The sequence below is a fragment of the Lactobacillus sp. M0396 genome (genome assembly GCF_016101625.1).
Lineage (GTDB): Bacteria > Bacillota > Bacilli > Lactobacillales > Lactobacillaceae > Lactobacillus > Lactobacillus huangpiensis.
The window spans coordinates 407,451-426,356 of the sequence record NZ_JACFQE010000001.1 but is presented as its reverse complement, the minus strand read 5'-3'; the positions used below and the strand labels follow the sequence as shown (position 1 = coordinate 426,356).

At 35.7% G+C, this 18,906-nt stretch carries 18 protein-coding genes and 1 other annotated feature; all 18 genes read left to right on the top strand.

The genetic code is table 11. The features are described 5' to 3' along the window. Nucleotides 1–21 precede the first annotated feature (21 nt). The 18 genes from ytpR to rpmI all read left to right on the top strand — a co-directional run bounded on the left by ytpR (nt 22) and on the right by rpmI (nt 18,873). On the top strand, nt 22–669 hold the full coding sequence (ytpR, locus tag H3T43_RS02015; RefSeq protein ID WP_198212158.1) for a YtpR family tRNA-binding protein: 648 nt from the start codon (nt 22–24) through the stop codon (nt 667–669). 156 nt (nt 670–825) lie between these two features. Beyond that, nucleotides 826–2,136: a UDP-N-acetylmuramate--L-alanine ligase gene (gene murC, locus H3T43_RS02010; RefSeq protein WP_198212156.1), complete on the top strand. Its 1,311-nt coding sequence runs from the start codon at nt 826–828 to the stop codon at nt 2,134–2,136. A 186-nt stretch (nt 2,137–2,322) separates the two neighbouring features. Then, nucleotides 2,323–3,252, top strand: coding sequence for a sugar phosphate isomerase/epimerase family protein (locus H3T43_RS02005; protein ID WP_198212356.1), 930 nt, complete (start codon nt 2,323–2,325; stop codon nt 3,250–3,252). Nucleotides 3,253–3,291: 39 nt separating this feature from the next. After that, complete coding sequence (locus tag H3T43_RS02000) at nt 3,292–4,665, top strand: PTS transporter subunit EIIC (RefSeq protein ID WP_045928325.1); 1,374 nt, start codon at nt 3,292–3,294, stop codon at nt 4,663–4,665. A 66-nt stretch (nt 4,666–4,731) separates the two neighbouring features. After that, nucleotides 4,732–5,469 carry a DeoR/GlpR family DNA-binding transcription regulator gene (locus H3T43_RS01995; protein ID WP_198212154.1) on the top strand — a complete coding sequence of 246 codons (738 nt, stop codon included), beginning with the start codon at nt 4,732–4,734 and terminating at the stop codon, nt 5,467–5,469. Between the two features lie 244 nt (nt 5,470–5,713). Next, a complete protein-coding gene (polA, locus tag H3T43_RS01990; RefSeq protein ID WP_198212152.1) occupies nt 5,714–8,398 on the top strand; it encodes a DNA polymerase I in 2,685 nt (894 codons plus the stop codon). Nucleotides 8,399–8,410: 12 nt separating this feature from the next. Then, a complete protein-coding gene (gene mutM / locus H3T43_RS01985; protein ID WP_198212150.1) occupies nt 8,411–9,241 on the top strand; it encodes a DNA-formamidopyrimidine glycosylase in 831 nt (276 codons plus the stop codon). Beyond that, nucleotides 9,238–9,861, top strand: a complete 624-nt coding sequence (gene coaE, locus H3T43_RS01980; protein WP_198212148.1) for a dephospho-CoA kinase — start codon at nt 9,238–9,240, stop codon at nt 9,859–9,861. Before mutM ends, coaE begins: the two co-directional genes overlap by 4 nt. Beyond that, complete coding sequence (gene nrdR / locus H3T43_RS01975) at nt 9,848–10,315, top strand: transcriptional regulator NrdR (protein ID WP_045928320.1); 468 nt, start codon at nt 9,848–9,850, stop codon at nt 10,313–10,315. Before coaE ends, nrdR begins: the two co-directional genes overlap by 14 nt. 2 nt (nt 10,316–10,317) lie before the next feature. Further along, nucleotides 10,318–11,682 (top strand): DnaD domain protein, encoded by a 1,365-nt coding sequence (locus H3T43_RS01970; protein ID WP_198212146.1) that lies wholly within the window; start codon nt 10,318–10,320, stop codon nt 11,680–11,682. Nucleotides 11,683–11,692: 10 nt separating this feature from the next. Next, the gene (dnaI, locus tag H3T43_RS01965; protein ID WP_198212144.1) at nt 11,693–12,592 is read left to right on the top strand and encodes a primosomal protein DnaI; all 900 of its coding nucleotides are present in this window, start codon (nt 11,693–11,695) and stop codon (nt 12,590–12,592) included. Between the two features lie 317 nt (nt 12,593–12,909). Beyond that, nucleotides 12,910–14,844: a threonine--tRNA ligase gene (gene thrS / locus H3T43_RS01960; RefSeq protein ID WP_198212142.1), complete on the top strand. Its 1,935-nt coding sequence runs from the start codon at nt 12,910–12,912 to the stop codon at nt 14,842–14,844. A gap of 207 nt (nt 14,845–15,051) precedes the next feature. Beyond that, nucleotides 15,052–15,789, top strand: a complete 738-nt coding sequence (locus tag H3T43_RS01955) for an amino acid ABC transporter ATP-binding protein (RefSeq protein WP_045928316.1) — start codon at nt 15,052–15,054, stop codon at nt 15,787–15,789. Nucleotides 15,790–15,803: 14 nt separating this feature from the next. Then, nucleotides 15,804–16,622 (top strand): transporter substrate-binding domain-containing protein, encoded by an 819-nt coding sequence (locus H3T43_RS01950; RefSeq protein WP_045928315.1) that lies wholly within the window; start codon nt 15,804–15,806, stop codon nt 16,620–16,622. Beyond that, the gene (locus tag H3T43_RS01945; RefSeq protein ID WP_109586479.1) at nt 16,619–17,257 is read left to right on the top strand and encodes an amino acid ABC transporter permease; all 639 of its coding nucleotides are present in this window, start codon (nt 16,619–16,621) and stop codon (nt 17,255–17,257) included. Before H3T43_RS01950 ends, H3T43_RS01945 begins: the two co-directional genes overlap by 4 nt. Nucleotides 17,258–17,270: 13 nt before the next feature. Then, the gene (locus H3T43_RS01940; RefSeq protein ID WP_198212140.1) at nt 17,271–17,924 is read left to right on the top strand and encodes an amino acid ABC transporter permease; all 654 of its coding nucleotides are present in this window, start codon (nt 17,271–17,273) and stop codon (nt 17,922–17,924) included. 64 nt (nt 17,925–17,988) lie between these two features. Further along, nucleotides 17,989–18,100: a sequence feature (ribosomal protein L20 leader region), on the top strand. A gap of 37 nt (nt 18,101–18,137) precedes the next feature. Continuing rightward, nucleotides 18,138–18,650 carry a translation initiation factor IF-3 gene (gene infC / locus H3T43_RS01935; RefSeq protein ID WP_034980154.1) on the top strand — a complete coding sequence of 171 codons (513 nt, stop codon included), beginning with the start codon at nt 18,138–18,140 and terminating at the stop codon, nt 18,648–18,650. 22 nt (nt 18,651–18,672) lie between these two features. Further along, entirely contained in the window at nt 18,673–18,873 is a 201-nt protein-coding gene (gene rpmI / locus H3T43_RS01930) for a 50S ribosomal protein L35 (protein ID WP_034980158.1), read from the top strand. Nucleotides 18,874–18,906 lie beyond the last annotated feature (33 nt).

Sequence of the window (18,906 nt, the reverse complement as noted above, 5' to 3'; positions counted from 1 at the left end):
GTGAAAGAGGATTATTGATTCATGATTACTAGTATTAATAAAAGAAGTTATCCCAATACCTTGATTGTAATTTTAGGTCAGGATAAGGGCAATAGTGAATACGATGAAAAAGGTGATATCACACGCATTACTGATGAAGAGGGTAATGTTACTGGTTATAACTTTTTTAACGTTGATCAGCTAATTGACTACGATAAATTACCAGATGGACAAGTTAAGCTGTCAAAAGATGATTTAACTGCTTTAAATGAAAAATTAGCAGAAGTTGGTTTTACTGATAAACTTGCATATAGCAAACCAACGCTTGTTTATGGCTATGTCAAAAGCTGTGAAAAACATCCTGATTCTGATCATTTGCATGTTACACAAGTTGATGTGGGCAATGGAGAAGAACATCAAATTGTCTGTGGTGCACCTAACATTGCACAGGGACAAAAAGTGGTTGTTGCTTTACCAGGTACTTTGATGCCTAATGGTCAAGTAATTTGGCCAGGTCAACTGCGTCACGTGGATTCCTATGGCATGATTTGTTCTGCTCGTGAATTGGGGCTTGAACACGCTCCTCAAAAGCGTGGAATTATGGTGGTTCCTAATGAATTTACTGTTGGAGAAGCCTTTGATCCCGAAAAGTGTGACGAACTATTAGCAAACGGTCAGATTACTTTATAGCACTTAGGACTTTATCATTTTGATGGTAAAGTCTTTTTGTATCATTAATTTGTGAAAAGCATTTTAGCTAATTTTTAAAGCTTTTTTGATGATCCTGCTTTTTTGACTCAGCAATGGTAAAATAAACAGCAATGATAAAATTTTGGAGTTCAGCAAATGTTAGATAAAAATAAGCAAATTTGGTTTATCGGAATTAAAGGAACTGGCATGGCCTCTTTAGCTTTAGTGCTAAATGATCTAGGCTTTAATGTAGCTGGCAGCGATATTAAAAAATACACTTTTACCCAAGAACCGCTAAAAAAAGCTGGTATTGAAGTTAGAGAATTTAGTCCGTATAATATTAAAGATTCGGGACAAGTCATCGTTAAAGGAAACGCATTTAAAGATGACAACATAGAAGTGAAAACTTGTGAAAAAAAGAAACTTGCGTGGCAAAGCTATCCTGATACAGTAGAAGAAATTATTAAAATGCATACCAGCATTGGCGTTTCAGGAACCCATGGCAAAACTTCTACTACCGGTCTTTTAGCTCATGTATTAAGTGAAGCTGCACCCACGTCCTATTTAATAGGTGACGGAGAGGGCAAGGGTGTCAAGGATTCTCGCTTCTTCGTCTATGAAGCAGATGAATACCGGCGTCACTTCTTAGCTTATCATCCAGATTATCAAATAATGACCAACATTGATTTTGATCATCCGGATTATTTCAACGATCAGGCTGATTACACTTCGGCTTTTCAAACGGCAGCGGATCAGACTCGAAAAGGACTTTTTGTGTGGGGTGGAAATGAGAGACTAAGGAAATTGCATTCTGATATTCCTAAATATACTTATGGTTTTGAAGATAATGATGATTTTCAAGCAGTCAATATTAAAAGAACAACTAAAGGTTCAAGCTTCACGGTCGTAAATCATGGTAAAAATATTGGTGAATTTCAAATACATCTTTTTGGCGACCACAATATTTTAAATACGACAGCTGTGATTGCTGTTGCCTATACCGAAAAAATTCCTGTGGCAGATATTAAAAAAGGTCTGCTTACGTATAAGGGAGCCAAACGGCGCTTTTCTGAAAAAGATTTCGGTGATATCAACATCATTGATGATTACGCTCATCATCCAACTGAAATGAAAGCAACAATTCAAGCTGCACGACAAAAGTTCCCACAAAAGAAATTAGTTGTAGTCTTCCAACCACATACTTTTTCCAGAACGAAGAAATATGCTAAAGATTTTGAAAAAATATTGCGCGATGTAGACAAGGCTTATGTTACCCCGATTTATGCTTCTGCAAGGGAGGCAAGTGGAGATATTTCAAGTGATGATTTAGTTGCTAAAATTCCTGGCTCAGAAGTAATTGATCTTGATAACATTGCCGATCTTGCTCAAAACAGAAATAGCGTAATTGTCTTTATGGGAGCTGGCGATATTCAGAAATATGAAGATGCTCTAGAAGAGTTACTGTAATTTAACTTTTTAGCTTTACTAGAATTCTAGTAAAGCTATTTTTGTGCCCAAAATTTGTATTCTTTTTGAAAATCATTGAAATAATATTAAAAATAATGAAAAATTATGGTTGATTAATGAAAAATAATGAAATATAATAAAAATGTAAACGATAACAAATGAAAAGAGGACGAATTAATGAAAGAGATAAAAACTGCAACAAGGTTAAACGCATATCTGCCACATTATGACAACAAGATTGATAAGGTTTTTAGTGAACTGAAAAAAGTTGGAATTAATTATGTAGATATTAATTTTCCACAACAGACTGTTGGAATTCCGGCACGAGACATGAAGAGAATGTTAGATGAAAATGGTTTGCGTCCTAACGGAATGGAAATGAGATTTGAAGGTCATTATCTTAACGGAGATCTCGGAAATTTAAACGATAAAATCTACCAGGATGCAATTGAAATGTGTAAGCAAGCAGTAGATTATTGCCGAGAAATTGGTGGATCAATGATTAATATCTGGAGTGCTCATGATGGTTTTGACTATAGCTTTCAAATTGATTATTTAAAAGTTTGGCATAGGATTGTCCAAGCTTGTCAAGAAATTGCTGATTATGCTCCTGATATTAAATTTAGTATTGAATATAAACCCTATGAGCCTCGTGCCTATGCTTTCGTAGACAGTATGGGAACCTTAGGAATGATTTTAAAAGATATCAACCGTAAAAACTTCGGTGTGCTTTTAGATTATTGTCATATGCTAATGAAACATGAAAATCCGGCCATGGGATCTGAAATTTTTGCTAGTCGTGGCGAGTTATTTGGGGTTCATATTAATGACGGCTATGGCGTCCATGATGACGGTTTAATGGTCGGCACTGTCACTCCATTTAAAACCTTAGAATTCCTTTATTATATGAAAAAATATCACTTTGATGGCATGTATTATTTTGATACAGCACCGGTAATAGAAGATCCTAGTCAAGAAACCCGTAAGAATATCGAGATGTTGAAATACCTTTTAAATCTCCTTGACCGAGTAGGCATGGAGAAAATAGACAAAGTGATTAATGAGAATGATGCAATTAAAGCAAGAGATCTATTGTTAGATTTTATAAAAAAATAACTACTTTAATTTAGAAATTGTTTTTTTGGAGGCAAAAAAATGGATTACAGAGAAACAGCACGAGGTATTTTGGATGCCGTTGGCGGACCAAGTAATATATCTAATATGACACATTGTGCAACTAGGTTAAGATTAAATTTAAAAAATGAAAATATTGATGATGCCAAAGTGAAGGCAGTAGATGGCGTAATTAATGTTTCAAAGGGCGGTGGTCAATATCAGGTATTAATTGGACTTGAAGTACCGAAAGTTTTTGATGAATTTGAAAAGCTTGTCAATGGTAGTACTGATAATGAAGTTAGTACGCAAATCAAACCTCATGGATTTAAAGGATATGTCAATGCCTTATTTGCGGCAATTGCAGGTATTTTTTCACCACTGCTTCCCGCTCTTGCAGGATCGGGAATTTTATATGGCTTACTTTTGTTCTGCAGCCAAATAGGCTGGATAAGTCAGAAGAGCGGTACTTTTGTCATCTTGACTGCAGCCTCAAAAGCCGTATTTTACTTTTTGCCCATTCTGTTAGCTTTTTCGGCTGCACGAAGATTTAAAGTCAGCCCTTACATTGCTGCACTAATCGCTGGCGCACTTTTATATCCAGATTTCATTCAATTAATGGGTACCCATGGAAATGGTGCAATGACTTCATTCTTGGGTATTCCAGTTGTTTTAATGAATTACAATTCAACAGTAGTTCCAATTTTAATTTCTATCTGGGCTTATTCATATTTGTATAAGTGGTTAGATAAACACGTCAGCAAAGATTTGGAGCTTGTGGTTGTGCCACTTGTTTGTCTTTTAGTTATGGTGCCTTTGACTGTAATTGTTATTGGTCCACTCGGTGTATATGGTGGTCAATTTGTTGCAGATGTAGTTAATTGGTTAATTAAAAATGTACCACTGCTTGCTGGAGTAGTCGTTGGTGGTGGATGGAGTTTCCTTGTATCTTTTGGAATTCACTGGGCTGTAAATCCAATAATGATTAATAACATTGCTACACAAGGCTTTGATTTTATTTGTCCATTAACCTTTGCCTGCAATTTTGGTGTTATTGGAGCTGCTATAGGAGTTTGGCTTAAAACACGAAATAAAGAGCTAAAGAGTTTTTCTTTAACTGGAGTAATAACGATTTGCCTTTCCGCAATAATAGAACCAACATTATTTGGTTTACTGGTAAAGAACAGAAAAATATGGGCAGCACAAATGATTGCTGGTGCAGTTGGCGGAGCTTATTTAGGACTAACAAAGGTATTTACAAATGCATTCGTTTTTGGTTCAGTAACAACTTTTCCAGCTTTTGTAGCTAAAAATAGCAATAACTTCTTAAATGCGATGATAGGATTGGGGATTTCTGTAATTGTCGGAATCATTCTTGGTTTTATTGTCACCAAAAAAGATGAGCGACTTGCTTAAAATAAAGTTAGATGGGGTATAATTAAGGAAGCAAAACACTTATGTATATAAGGAGAAGAGAATAAATTGCTTCCGATCGAAAGACAAAATCAAATCTTAAAAATTTTAGAAAACAAAAATTTGAGCAAACTGGATGAACTTCATAACCAAATACCCAATGTATCTATTTCAACTTTGAGAAGAGATATCAAAACGTTAGAAGATGAAGGAAAAATTGAGTATTTATTCGGCGGGGCTGTTAGGCTAAGTGACGGTTCTGGAGAAGTCGAATTCACAAAAAAGGAACATAAATACCAAAAAGAGAAAAAGCAAATTGCTGCTTTAGCTGCCCAAGAGATTCACGATAGCAATGCAATATATGTGGATTCAGGTACAACATGTACTCTGTTGCTTGATAAAATAAAAAATAAACGGATCACAATTTATACTACGAATACACAAGTATGCCATATTGTTGGTAATTTTAAAGCTGAAATAGTTTTAATAGGTGGCAATTATAACGGTGTCACTTCTTCACTTACTGGCGCATTGACTAACGATTTACTATCCAGGCTTCGTTTTGATAAAGCGTTTTTTGGGATGAATGGTATTGACATTAATAATGGATACACAACACCACAATTTGATGAAGCAATAAAGAAGCAGCTGATTGCAAAAAGAACTTCACAATCTTTTATATTAGCTGATTCTAGCAAATTTGGCGTATCTTCAAATGTTCAGGCTCTAGAATTAAAAGATGCAATCCTAATTTCTAATGATAATAATTCGCAGATTGCTAAAGAAACAAAGATTATTTGTCCGTAACTAAAATATAAAAGTTATTTAATATAAAAACATCAAACTTAACAGGAGTTTGATGTTTTTGTTTAAAGAAAGTTCTAAAAATTCTATACATAAAGAGTAATAAGCAAGAACTAAATTATTAATCTAAAGTAGATAAATGATGTTTAACCTGTTTGTTATAAAAACAGTATTGTGCAAGATCCGTGCAAAAACTGTTAAAATGGTAGTTAAATAAAGAAACTTGGTTTAATTGTAAGGAGATCTAATGGCTGATAAAAAATTACTTTTAATTGATGGTAATTCAGTTGCTTTTCGTGCTTTTTATGCACTATATCGCCAACTTGAAAATTTCAGAAATCCTGAAGGATTGCATACTAATGCCATTTACACATTTAAAAATATGCTTGATGTCGTGCTAAATGATGTCGAACCCGATCATGTTTTGGTTGCTTTTGATGCAGGTAAAACTACCTTTAGAAATAAGATGTACGCAGACTACAAAGGTGGCAGACAAAAGACTCCCTCAGAATTATCTGAACAACTGCCATACATTCAGGAGCTCTTGCATGACTTGGGTTTGTCTACATATGAGCTCGATAACTATGAAGCCGATGACATCATAGGAACTTTCGTAACTATTGGTGAAAAAGAAGGCTTTAAAGTTACGGTAGTTACAGGTGATAAAGATTTGACTCAACTGGCATCACCGCAAACCACAGTTATGGTCACTAAATCAGGGGTACTAAACTTAGAAGCTTATACACCTGAACATATGAAAAAAGTTAATGGTGTTACTCCAACTGAATTTATTGATATGAAAGCCCTTATGGGAGATAATTCTGATAATTATCCTGGAGTAACTAAAATTGGGCCAAAAAAAGCTTCACAACTTATTCAGGAATATGGTACGGTTGAAAATCTTTATGATCATATAGATGATATGAAGCCATCTAAAATGAAAGAAAACCTTATCAATGATAAGGATAAGGCTCTTTTAGGCAAAAAATTAGCTACTATTGATCGTCATGCTCCTTTAACCATTGGGATCGATGATGTTAAAAGGCGTCCTATTGACTATCAGAAATTGCGCAGATTCTATGAAAAGATGAACTTTCGTAAATTCTTGAGTGAATTAAATCCCGACGGAGAAAATCAACCACAAGATCAATCTGAAAAAACAAATGATAATGATAAAGTAGTTGATTTTACTGAACTTAAAGAAAATGACATCAATAATTTTGCTGTTACTGATGGACAAACTATTACTTTTTATCTGGGAATGCTTGGTGCTAATTATCATTTAGCTGATTTTGTCGGTTTTGCCATTAAGGTAGATAAACAAATATATATTAGCCGCAATGTCGATCTGTTAAAAGAAGCTAAACTTAAAAGTATGCTTGAAGATAAGCAAATTACTAAAAATGTGTTTGATCTAAAGCGAACAACAGTTGGGTTAAATCGTTTGGGTATTCACGCCCGTGGCATTGACTATGACATGCTTCTTGCTTCATATTTGATTAATAATGAAAATAATTCAGACGATATGGGTGAAATATGCCGGATGTATGGTGATAATTCTGTTAAAAGCGATTATGAGGTATACGGTAAAGGCAAAAGCGTTCATATTCCAAAAAATGATCAAGTTTTGTTTAGCCATCTAGCTGGTAAAATTGAGGCAATAGAAAATCTAAAAGATACATTACTGGCAAAACTAAAAGAGCACGAGCAGGATGATCTTTATGCCAACATTGAAATACCAGTTGCAAGAGTTTTATCTGTCATGGAAATAAATGGTATTAAGGTACAAGCTAGTACCTTAACTGAGCTGCAAGATGAGTTTGCTGTTGACCTTAAGAAAATGGAACAACAAATCTATGATGAAGCTGGCGAAGAATTTAATATTAATTCTCCAAAACAATTAGGCCATATTTTGTTCGAAAAAATGGGCTTAAAACCAATTAAAAAGACTAAGACTGGTTATTCAACATCTGTTGATGTTTTAAATCAGTTAAAAGATGAAAACCCAATTATTGGACAAATACTGACTTACCGGCAGATTGCTAAAATCCAATCTACCTATGTTAATGGTTTATTAGATGTTATCCAAAAAGATGGTCGCGTTCATACCAGGTACTTACAAACGTTAACTGCAACAGGCCGTTTATCCTCAGTCGACCCTAATTTACAAAATATTCCAACTAGGACAGAAGAGGGCAAGCAAATTAGAAAAGCTTTTGTGCCTAGCGAACCTGACGGCTATATTTTTTCATGTGATTATTCTCAAATTGAATTGCGGGTACTAGCACAAGTTTCTGGTGATGAGCAGATGCAGGAAGCCTTTAAAACAGGTTATGACATTCATGCTCATACCGCAATGCGCATTTTTCATCTTAAGTCAACCGATGACGTGACTCCGCTAATGCGTCGCAGAGCTAAGGCAGTTAATTTCGGTATAGTTTATGGCATTTCTGATTATGGTTTGTCTAAGAATCTTAATATTAGCAGGAAACAGGCAAAGGAATTTATTGACAATTACTTTGAACAATATCCACAAGTTAAAGAATATATGAATAAAGCTGTGCAAGTGGCACGTGAAAAAGGCTATGCGGAAACAATTATGCATAGAAGACGTTATTTACCAGATATTCATGCCAAAAATTACAATGTTCGTTCTTTTGCAGAAAGAACAGCCATCAATTCCCCTATTCAAGGTTCAGCTGCAGATATTATTAAAATAGCAATGATTAACATGCAGAAAAAATTGGATGACATGCATCTCAGGACAAAAATGGTAGTCCAGGTTCATGATGAATTGATTTTTGATGTACCAAAAGATGAATTGGAAACAATCAAAAAAATTGTGCCTGAAGTTATGCAATCCGCTGTAAGACTTGATATACCTCTTGTAGCTGACTCTGGATATGGCCACAACTGGTTTGATGCGAAGTAAGGAGTAATTTTAATGCCTGAAATGCCGGAAGTTGAAACTGTTAGGCGAACACTTCTTCCTCTTATCAAAGGAAAAACAATAAAAGAAGTAACTGTATGGTACCCAAAAATTATTACCGGAGATGCTAAAGAATTTGCAAAACAGCTAACTGGAAAAAAGATAGAAAATATAGATCGTTACGCTAAATATTTGCTTATTCGTCTCAGTGACAATTTAACAATAGTGTCTCATTTACGCATGGAAGGTAAATATCGTTTAGTCAAAATAAATACTAAAAAGGACAAACACGACCACGTGCAAATTGTTTTTAAAGATAATTCAGCATTGCGCTATAATGATGTGCGTAAGTTTGGCCGAATGCAGCTGATTAAGACGGGGACTGAAAGGGAAAAAACTGGTATTGGCAAATTAGGTGTTGAACCTAATTCAGCAACTTTTACCGTTTCGTATCTACAAAATGGTTTAGCGCGTAAAAAGAAAAATATTAAAAACACACTCCTTGACCAATCTATTGTTGCAGGTTTGGGCAATATCTATGTTGACGAGGTTTTGTGGGAAACAAAAATTCACCCGTTAAGTCAAGCCAATGCCATTCCAGCAGAAAAGATAGAGCAATTACACGACAATATTAATTCGTTAATAGAATTGGCAATTGCTGAAAGAGGTACTACAGTTCATACCTATCTGGATGCGAACGGGAAGACAGGAGGTTTTCAAAAAATGTTGCAAGTATATGGACATAAAGGCGAGCCTTGTGTGCGTTGTGGCACACCTCTTGAGAAAATTAAGGTAAATGGACGAGGAACTACTTTTTGCCCTAAGTGTCAGGTGATTTATAAATGACAAAGATTTTAGGCTTAACCGGTGGGATAGCAAGTGGTAAAAGTACTGCAGATGTTTTTTTTAGAGATAAACAAATACCGGTTATAGACTGCGATCAAATTGCTCACGATATTTTAAATAGGGACGAAAAGGAAAAGGGCTATGAACTGGTTTTAAAACATTTTGGTACAAGCATTCTTAAGTCAGATAGATCAATTAATCGTTCAGAGTTAGGACAGATTGTTTTTAACGATAAAAAACAACTTGAAGCTTTAAATGGAATTACCCATCCATTGATTTTTCAAGAAATACAAGCTAAAATTGCGCTAAACAACATGAACAAAAATTCTTTGGTTGTTGTGGATGCACCGGTTTTGTTTGAATCAAATGGTCAAAAATATTGCGATTTTACCTTATTAATTGCAATACCGGAATCACTGCAAATGAAAAGGCTAATGTTAAGGGATCATTTGAGTGAGCGTGCTGCCTTGAAGCGTATTCGCAGTCAAATGCCTTTGTCCCAGAAAGAAAAATTGGCTGATTTTGTAATTAATAATACTGGTACAAAACAAGATTTGAAATCGAAATTAGAAAAATTGCTTCTTAACATAAAAGGGGAGGACTTATATGGAATGTCCTAATTGTCATAAAAATGCCTCAAAAGTCATTGATTCACGACCCAGTGATGAAAATCGCGCGATCAGACGTCGGCGTGAATGCGAAAACTGCGGCTTTCGTTTTACCACATTTGAACGAGTTGAAACTACTCCTTTACTAGTGATTAAGAATGATGGTACTCGCGAACCTTTTAATCGAAAAAAAATTTTACATGGTGTGATGGCGGCTGGTCAAAAACGGCCGATATCAAGTACACAATTTGAAGAACTAGTCGATCATGTAGAAAACAAAGTCAGACAACAGGGGGTTAGCGAAATTTCTTCGAAAAAAATTGGTCAACTAGTAATGGATGAGCTGGCAACAATTGATGATGTTGCTTATATTCGTTTTGCTTCTATTTATCGTGAATTTAAAGATATGTCTAGCTTCATGAAAACAATGGAAGATATGATTGCAAAAAGGGAAAAGGGTAATTAATTATGTTTGAGACAAATAATCCCAAACAGCCTTTTTTCATTACCAACAGGGTGGATATTTTTCCCAAAGATTTGCGCATATTAATTAAACTATATCAACCTCTTATTGGCTCTCTTCCTTTAGCACTCTATTTAAGTTTGAATGAAGATTATAATGCACAGGCAATGCTTTCTGATGCTAAGGGAATTTATACTCTTCAAGAACAGACAGATTGTGATATAAAAAAATTATTTAATGCGTTGCATAAGCTTGAAGCTGTTGGTCTGATTCAAACGAGTTTGCTTGACAACAAGATCATGGGTCATGTTTTGTGTTTCGAAATTAAAAATGTTCCAGCAAGCAGTGAATTTTTTTCAACTGCTCTTTTAGCTAGTTTATTAAAAGAAAAAGTTGGTATAACTGCTTTTAATAAATTAAGTCACGAGTTTGCAAGAGAGGCTAAACAAAACCGGAGCGAATTAAGTGGCATCAAGGGAGCACCCAATATTTCTGCTTCCTTTATGGATGTTTTCCATTTATCCGATCAAGAAGCAATAGATCCTTCAATTGAGGTCAAAGAAGCTGCTCGAGAGAATAATTATTCTGCGAGCGATTATGCTACTGTCAATGATCAAGATAATATTGACTGGGATTTTATGAAACAGCAATTTGAAATTTATCAAATTGCTGGCAGCGAAATTGATCAGAATAGAGAAGCTATTCGAGCTGTCATGCGTATATACGGGCTTTCAGAACAGGAATTTGTCGATGAGGCAATACCATGCTTGCATGGTGACTATCATTTAAATATGCGAGAAATAAAGCAAACTATTGCAAACAGCATTCATGGCAGCGATACTCGCAGGCATTTGCAAAACAGGGCTAAAATACCCGACAAATTTGATGAGAGTAATAGTCAATTTAATCAAGAAGAACAAAAGCTATTGCAGAAAGCACAGGCTGATACTCCAGCGCAGTTTTTGTATCATTTAAAAACTGAGAAAAATGATTATGTTGATGCGAGTGAATATCAAGTGTTAGACAGTCTATATAATGACAAGGGAATATCAGCGGAATTACTTAATATTCTGACATATGCTTGTTTAAAAAGCGGTCCCAACATTTCTTTTCGCTTAGCAAACAAAATTTTGCATGATTGGCTGCAACATGGTGTTAAAACTGGTGCTCAGGCCTTAGATTATATGGCAAAGAGAAAAAAGACCCAAGAACAAAGGCAGAGCAAGCGCTATAACAGATTTGTTTCCAGAAAAACGGTTGAAAAGGGCACTGATTGGAACAAGCAAAAGCCAAAAGTAAAATCTGATGTCTCAAGCGCAGAGCTAAAAGAATTTTTCAAGAATTTTGAAGATAAGAACGGCATGAAGTAGGTGAAATAAAATGCAACCCATTAAAAAATTTATGGCTAAAGGACAAACTGCTAAAGCAGAAGACGAGAGTACCGCTAAAATTAAGCAAAAAGTTTTGGCTGAACCTAAAGTGCAACAATTTATCAGTCAGCACCGAGCACAACTTAATGACAGTATAATTGATAAAAGCCTTCCCAGTCTTTTTGAATTTTATCTGAGCCAACATAAAAAAGATCCGGTGACCAAAGGATATTATCCGGATTTGATAATGAATAAAAATGCCATTAGTCTTAAATTTGTTCCTGAAGACAGTAAACTGATTCATGACCAGGAAATTAATATTAAAAAGCACTTGCGTTTAATTAACTTACCCGAAGGTTTGCATGATGTTCGCTTAAGTCAAATTGAAATGACACCAGAAAGAGCCGAGGTAATGACTGCTATTCAGCGTTTTTTATATCAATATTCTCAAAATATCCACCAAAAAGGTCTTTATCTATCCGGTAATTTTGGCATTGGTAAAACGCATATTTTAGCGGGGCTGGCAAATCAAGTAGCGGCAATGGAAAAATATGTTGTCTTTTTGCATGTTCCTACCTTCATTGCCAGTTTGTCCAGTCATTTTAATGACAATAGTTTACAAAATGAAGTGCAAAAAATTGCTAGCTCTGACTTGTTAATACTGGATGATATAGGTGCAGAAAATTTAAGTCAATGGTCTAGAGATGAGGTCTTAGCAGTAATTTTGCAGGCTCGAATGGACAATATTTTGCCAACCTTTTTCTCGTCCAATTTTGCCATGGATGATTTGGAGGACCATTTCAAGGAAACTAAAAGTTCGATTGAACCAGTAAAGGCTGCTAGAATAATGGAAAGAATACATTCCTTGGCAACGGAAATAGTAATATCTGGACCTAATCGGCGTCACTAAGTTATAAAAGATGTAAAATAATTTAATTTCTTAATGAAAATATACTTGCATTAAAAAATTATTGGGTTATAATTAACACCAATGAATGAACATGTTGCAATGCAACTCAGAGAGAAAAGCAGTATTCTGGAAGCTTTCATCAGCGTTTGCAATCCAATCATTCATACCTAAATTTTGATAATGGGTTAGATTCCGTTAACAATCTATAACGAGATAGTTCATTTTCTTGAACTAAATTTTGGGTGGAACCACGTTGATTAACGTCCCAGTGCTTAATTGCACTGGGATTTTTTATTATAAAAATTTTGGAGGAAATAATGAGTTTTTCGATTACTTTGCCTGATGGCTCAAAAAAAGATTTTACTGAAGCTGTTTCAATTTCTGATTTAGCGCATGGCATTGGTACATCTTTAGGTAAAGCTGCTCTTGGTGCAAAAGTAGATGGTCAAATTGTTGCTTTAGACTTTAAGTTGAACAAAAATGCGGAAGTTGCAATTATAACCGACAGAGATAAAGAGGGTCTAACAATTTTGCGTGATACCGTTGCATTTGTTCTTGAAGCCGTGGCCAAGAAAGCTTATCCTGAAATTCATTTTGGTGAACATGGATCTGACGATGAGGGCTTTTACGTTGACACTGATAAAGAAAATCAAATAAAAATCAATGAATTACCTGACTTGGAAAAAGCAATCAAAAAAGCAATTAAAGCAGGAGAAAAGATTGAATCCAACTTAATGTCTAAAGACGAGCTTTCTGATCTTTTTAAGGATGATCCTTATAAGAGTGAAATGCTTAAAGCTGAAAAAAATGACCAAGTACAAGTTTATAAGTTAGGCAATTTTGTCGATTTTGGTTTTAGCGCATTGTTACCAAACACTGGTAAAATTAAGCAATTTAAATTGTTATCTGTTGCCGGTGCCTACTGGAAAGGGCAATCCTCTAATCCTATGCTTCAAAGAATTTCTGGTACAGCATTCTTTAAAAAGGCAGATTTGGATGCGGACATTAAACGGCGTGAAGAAATTAAAGAACGTGATCATAGAACAATTGGCCGTGATCTTGATTTATTCTTTGTTGATCCAAAAGTTGGTGCTGGATTGCCATACTGGATGCCAAAAGGTGCCACAATTCGCCGCGTTGTTGAACGATACATTATCGACAAGGAAGTCGCTGACGGATACCAACACGTTTATACCCCAGTTTTAATGAACGTTGATGCTTATAAGACTTCTGGACATTGGGCACACTATCGTGACGACATGTTCCCACCAATGGATATGGGTGACGGTGAAATGCTTGAACTGCGACCAATGAATTGTCCTTCACATATTCAAATTTACAAGCATCAGATTCGTTCATACCGTGAATTGCCAATTCGAATTGCCGAATTGGGCATGATGCACAGATATGAAAAATCTGGTGCTCTGTCAGGACTGCAACGTGTACGAGAAATGACTTTAAATGACGGTCACACATTTGTGACTTTAGATCAAGTTCAAAGTGAATTCTCAAAAATCTTGACTCTAATTTTAGATGTTTACAAAGACTTTGACATCACTGATTACTACTTCAGACTTTCCTATCGTGATCCAAAGAATACCAAAAAGTATTTTGCAAATGATGAAATGTGGGAAAGAAGTCAGTCAATGCTGAAAAAGGCTATGGACGATATGGGACTTGACTATGTTGAAGCTGAAGGTGAAGCTGCATTTTACGGTCCAAAACTAGATATTCAAACTAAAACTGCTTTGGGTGCAGATGAAACAATGTCCACAATTCAACTAGATTTCATGCTTCCTGAGAGATTTAACTTAACCTATGTTGGTCAAGATGGTGAAGAGCACAGACCAGTTATGATTCACCGCGGAATTGTAGGTACTATGGAGCGTTTCATTGCTTACCTGATTGAAATTTACAAGGGTGCTTTTCCAACTTGGCTGGCTCCAGTTCAGGTAGAAATAATTCCAGTAAATTTGGATGCCCATTCAGATTACGCCAAAAAAGTTCGCGATGAACTTAATAAACGTGGTTTTAGAGCCGAAGCAGATCTGCGTAATGAAAAATTAGGTTACAAGATTCGTGAGTCACAAACACAAAAAGTACCATATACTCTTGTTTTAGGTGACAAGGAATTAAAGGACAATGGTGTTAATGTTCGTCGCTACGGCACTGAAGAAGAAGTAGCCAAGAGTTTTGATGAATTTATTCGTGAAATTGAACAGGATGTTAAATCATATTCACGTGAAAAATAATCGAGTAAAAAATAGTAAAGATAAGTTTAATTTAATAGATTGCAGGAATAATTTGATAACTTAGACCTTAAATATAAAAACCGCTAAAATTTGCACGTCGAGTAACAAAATGTAGTGTTGACGGGATGCACTTTTGATTAATTAATCAATTGCTAAAAAAGCTTGGTTTAGATAGTTAAATTAAGACTGCTAAAAGGAGCAATAATTATGTCAATGGTAGAATTTCATGACGTGCAGAAATTTTATGGCAAATTTCACGCGTTGCATAGTATTAATTTACAAATCGATAAAGGCGAAACTGTTGTTTTAATCGGACCTTCCGGTTCCGGTAAGAGTACACTTATTAGAACAATAAACCGCTTAGAGTCAATTCAGGGTGGAAAGTTGATAGTTAATAATCAGGATTTGTCCAATCCCAAGACTGACTCAAATAGGTTGCGCCAGGATGTCGGCATGGTTTTCCAACACTTTAATCTTTATAAAAATAAAAATGTTTTGGAAAATGTGATGCTGGCACCACGAATTGTCAGTCATATGCCTGAAGCTGAAAATAAAAAGCAGGCAATGCATTTACTTGATATGGTTGGAGTGGCTGATAAAGCCCAAAATATGCCAGCCCAAATATCTGGTGGTCAAAAACAGCGCGTGGCGATTGCTCGATCTTTAGCAATGCATCCTAAATTACTGCTTTTTGATGAGCCAACTTCAGCGCTTGATCCGGAGATGATTGATGAAGTTTTACAAGTAATTAAAAAGATTACTTCGTCTAGCGATATGACCTCTTTGATCGTGACCCACGAAATGGGTTTTGCTAAGGAAGTAGCTAACCGTGTCATCTTTATGGATCAGGGTCAAATTGTTGAAGATGATGACAGTTCTTCCTTCTTTAAACAGCCGAAAACAGAACGGGCGCAGCAATTTTTAAGCAAAATAATAGCGCATTAAGAGGGGGCAATATCATGAAAAAATTAATTTGCTCAATCTCGCTATTTTTGGGAATGTTCCTTTTATCTGGTTGTGGCAATAGTGTCACTGACCAGTCAGCTTTGAAAAATGTGCGCTCGTCCAATACCATTACTTGGGCAGTTGAAGGTGACAAAAAACTTTTTAGTCTAATCGATATTAGAGATGATAAAGAAAAGGGCTTTGATATTGATATGGCCAAAGCCATTACCAGAGAAATTTTAGGTCCTAAAGGGCAGGCTCGCTTTACGCTTGCCACTTCACAGTCGAGAATACCTTTATTGAAAAATGGTAACGTTGATGCGGTAATTGCCACTCTGACAATTACTCCTGAAAGAGCACAAGTAATTAGTTTTTCCAAATCGTATTTTCAGGCTGGTAAATCATTTCTTGTCCCTAAAGGATCAAAAATTAAAAAGCCAAGTGATCTTAATGGCAAAACTGTAATTGGTATTGTTGGAGACAACTCTGTTGAGGCAGTAAAGAAAGTTGCGCCCAGAGCCAAAGTTGTCGCAATGCAGGATTATGGTCAGGCTGTATCAGCTTTGAAATCGCATCAAGGTGATGCTTTGACTAGTGATAATGGTATTTTATATGGTTTAGCCGCACAGAGTCCCGGGAGCCTTGAAGTAACTGGAGGAACTTATACTAAAGAACCTTATGGTATCGCAGTAAATAAAAATCAAGAACCTTTTCATAGAGCTATAAATCGAGCGATTGATAAAATTCAAAAAAGTGGAGAATACAATCGCTTAATTAAAAAGTGGTTCGGCCAAGTTCCTGGTTTTAACTATAAGGAGATGTATATAAAATGATTCGTATCTTCAATAATTTTAGTAGTCAACTATTTTCAGGATTTGGCTGGACTATTTTATCAAGCCTGTTAACGTTAGTATTTAGCCTGATTTTTGGAGTTTTATTAGCTCTTTTAGAGGTTATCCCAAATAAAGTGGCAAACAAAATCGGTAGGACTTACGTAGAGATTTTTCGTAATATACCATTATTAATTATCGTAATGTTCTTTTACTTAATAGTACCGAAATATTTTGTCAAAATAGACGGCTTTACTGCAGGTACAATTGGTTTGTTTTTGTATACTTCAGCTTTTATTGCTGAAATAATCCGTTCAGGCATTCAGTCTGTCTCCCAAGGCCAAATGGAAGGTGCCAGATCTACGGGGATGACTTATAAGCAAGCTATGCGTTATGTGATTTTGCCTCAGGCTTTTAAAATTGTTATTCCACCATTAGGCAATCAATTTGTCAATTTAATCAAAGATTCGTCAATTTTGGCTTTTGTGGCTGGTTTTGATTTAATGTATCAGGCTAATGCAATCGCCTCTGTGACTTTTGATACATTTAACAGCTATTTTGTAATTGGCGTGCTGTATTTAATAATTACTATGCCTTTAAGTTATTATATGCAACATCTTGAAAAGAAAATGGCATAGGGAGGCGACTAAAATGCAAACATGGATTAATGCCCTATCATGGTTAAACTTCGGTTTTCTATTAAAGGGGTTAGCAGTCACATTATTTATTTCAGTTTTTGCAATTGTACTAAGTTTTATTTTAGGATCGATATTGGGAATAATTCGCTATGCAAAAATTAGATTTATTTCAGCAATTGTCGGCTTCATTATTGACATTGTTAGAAACTTACCTTTATTATTAATTATCTTTTTTACTTATTTTGGCCTGCCCAATATTGGTTTGAGACCAGGAGCAATTTTGTCAGCGATTATTGCAATGACAATCTTTGAATCCAGCATGATTGCTGAGATTGTGCGCTCTGGCATTCAGTCGGTTGCTGTAGGTCAAATTGAGGGAGCGAGATCTACAGGAATGACCTTTGTGCAGGCACTATGGCATGTAGTTTTACCGCAGGCGTATCGGCACATGATTCCTACCATCATTGGTCAGTTTGTGTCCTTAATAAAGGACACGTCTTTAGCTACTATCATTGTTGTACCTGAACTAATGCAACACGCACAAGTTATTTATGGTCAAAATGCAAACTATATTGTGCCAATGTTTGCGGCCTTAACGCTTTTGTACTTTATTGTTTGCTTTACTCTATCATCTATTGGTAATAGACTCAATAAACGTTTAGCATAAATCAAAGTATTGAAAACTCATCTTATTGACACATCTGCAAAAGACGAGTATAATTACGACAGTTGAGAACAAGAAGAAGTTTCCCGCTTCTCGCCTAAGTTAAGTTGACCTCTGGGCTGATCGATATTTTCTGTTGATTAAGGGCGGGTAAAGTTTACCCGTCTTTTTCTTGTCCTCAGATTAACACGGAGGTGAAGAATTATTCCAAGGAATTTGATATTGAACGATCAAATTCGCGCTCGCGAAGTTCGTTTAATTAATGAAGATGGTGAACAAGTTGGTGTTGTTACTAAAACTGAGGCTTTACGCCAAGCAAGTGTTGCAAATTTAGATTTAGTTCTAATTTCGCCTAATGCCAAGCCACCTGTTGCTCGTATTATGGACTATGGTAAATACCGTTTCCAGCAACAAAAGAAAGTTAAAGAATCTCGGAAAAAGTCTAAAACGGTTAGTGTAAAAGAAATCCGTTTAAGTCCAACGATCGAGGGTAACGATTTTAACACCAAGTTAAAACATGCGCGTAAATTTATCACCAAGGAAGGTGCTAAAGTCCGCGTTTCGATCAGGTTCAGAGGTCGAGCAATCACTCATAAGGAACTAGGTCGTGAAGTGTTGGAAAAAATGGCTGAAGCCACATCCGATATTGCTACTGTAATTAGCAAACCCAAGATGGAAGGCCGTTCAATGTTCTTAATGCTCGCTCCGAAGAGTGACAAAAATAATTAGTTAATTTGGAGGAATTAGAAAAATGCCAAAAATGAAAACCCACCGCGCTTCTGCTAAGCGTTTTAAGAGAACTGCTTCTGGTCAATTAAAGCGTCATCATGCTTTCACTGGCCACCGTTTCCACGGCAAGACTAAGAAACAACGTCGTCATTTGAGAAAGGCTGCAATGGTTTCACGCAGCGACTTGAAGCGCATCAAACAGATGCTCTCTCAAATGCGTTAATCAAATATAAGAAACGATATTTAGGAGGAATTT

Excerpts from the sequence above, each read along its gene's own strand:
- coaE (WP_198212148.1), top strand. The coding sequence starts at position 9,238 with ATGACAAAGATTTTAGGCTTAACCGGTGGGATAGCAAGTGGTAAAAGT.
- ytpR (WP_198212158.1), top strand. The coding sequence starts at position 22 with ATGATTACTAGTATTAATAAAAGAAGTTATCCCAATACCTTGATTGTA.
- thrS (WP_198212142.1), top strand. The coding sequence starts at position 12,910 with ATGAGTTTTTCGATTACTTTGCCTGATGGCTCAAAAAAAGATTTTACT.
- nrdR (WP_045928320.1), top strand. The coding sequence starts at position 9,848 with ATGGAATGTCCTAATTGTCATAAAAATGCCTCAAAAGTCATTGATTCA.
- H3T43_RS01955 (WP_045928316.1), top strand. The coding sequence starts at position 15,052 with ATGTCAATGGTAGAATTTCATGACGTGCAGAAATTTTATGGCAAATTT.
- H3T43_RS01945 (WP_109586479.1), top strand. The coding sequence starts at position 16,619 with ATGATTCGTATCTTCAATAATTTTAGTAGTCAACTATTTTCAGGATTT.
- H3T43_RS01970 (WP_198212146.1), top strand. The coding sequence starts at position 10,318 with ATGTTTGAGACAAATAATCCCAAACAGCCTTTTTTCATTACCAACAGG.
- rpmI (WP_034980158.1), top strand. The coding sequence starts at position 18,673 with ATGCCAAAAATGAAAACCCACCGCGCTTCTGCTAAGCGTTTTAAGAGA.
- H3T43_RS01940 (WP_198212140.1), top strand. The coding sequence starts at position 17,271 with ATGCAAACATGGATTAATGCCCTATCATGGTTAAACTTCGGTTTTCTA.
- H3T43_RS02000 (WP_045928325.1), top strand. The coding sequence starts at position 3,292 with ATGGATTACAGAGAAACAGCACGAGGTATTTTGGATGCCGTTGGCGGA.
- murC (WP_198212156.1), top strand. The coding sequence starts at position 826 with ATGTTAGATAAAAATAAGCAAATTTGGTTTATCGGAATTAAAGGAACT.
- H3T43_RS01950 (WP_045928315.1), top strand. The coding sequence starts at position 15,804 with ATGAAAAAATTAATTTGCTCAATCTCGCTATTTTTGGGAATGTTCCTT.
- mutM (WP_198212150.1), top strand. The coding sequence starts at position 8,411 with ATGCCTGAAATGCCGGAAGTTGAAACTGTTAGGCGAACACTTCTTCCT.
- polA (WP_198212152.1), top strand. The coding sequence starts at position 5,714 with ATGGCTGATAAAAAATTACTTTTAATTGATGGTAATTCAGTTGCTTTT.
- dnaI (WP_198212144.1), top strand. The coding sequence starts at position 11,693 with ATGCAACCCATTAAAAAATTTATGGCTAAAGGACAAACTGCTAAAGCA.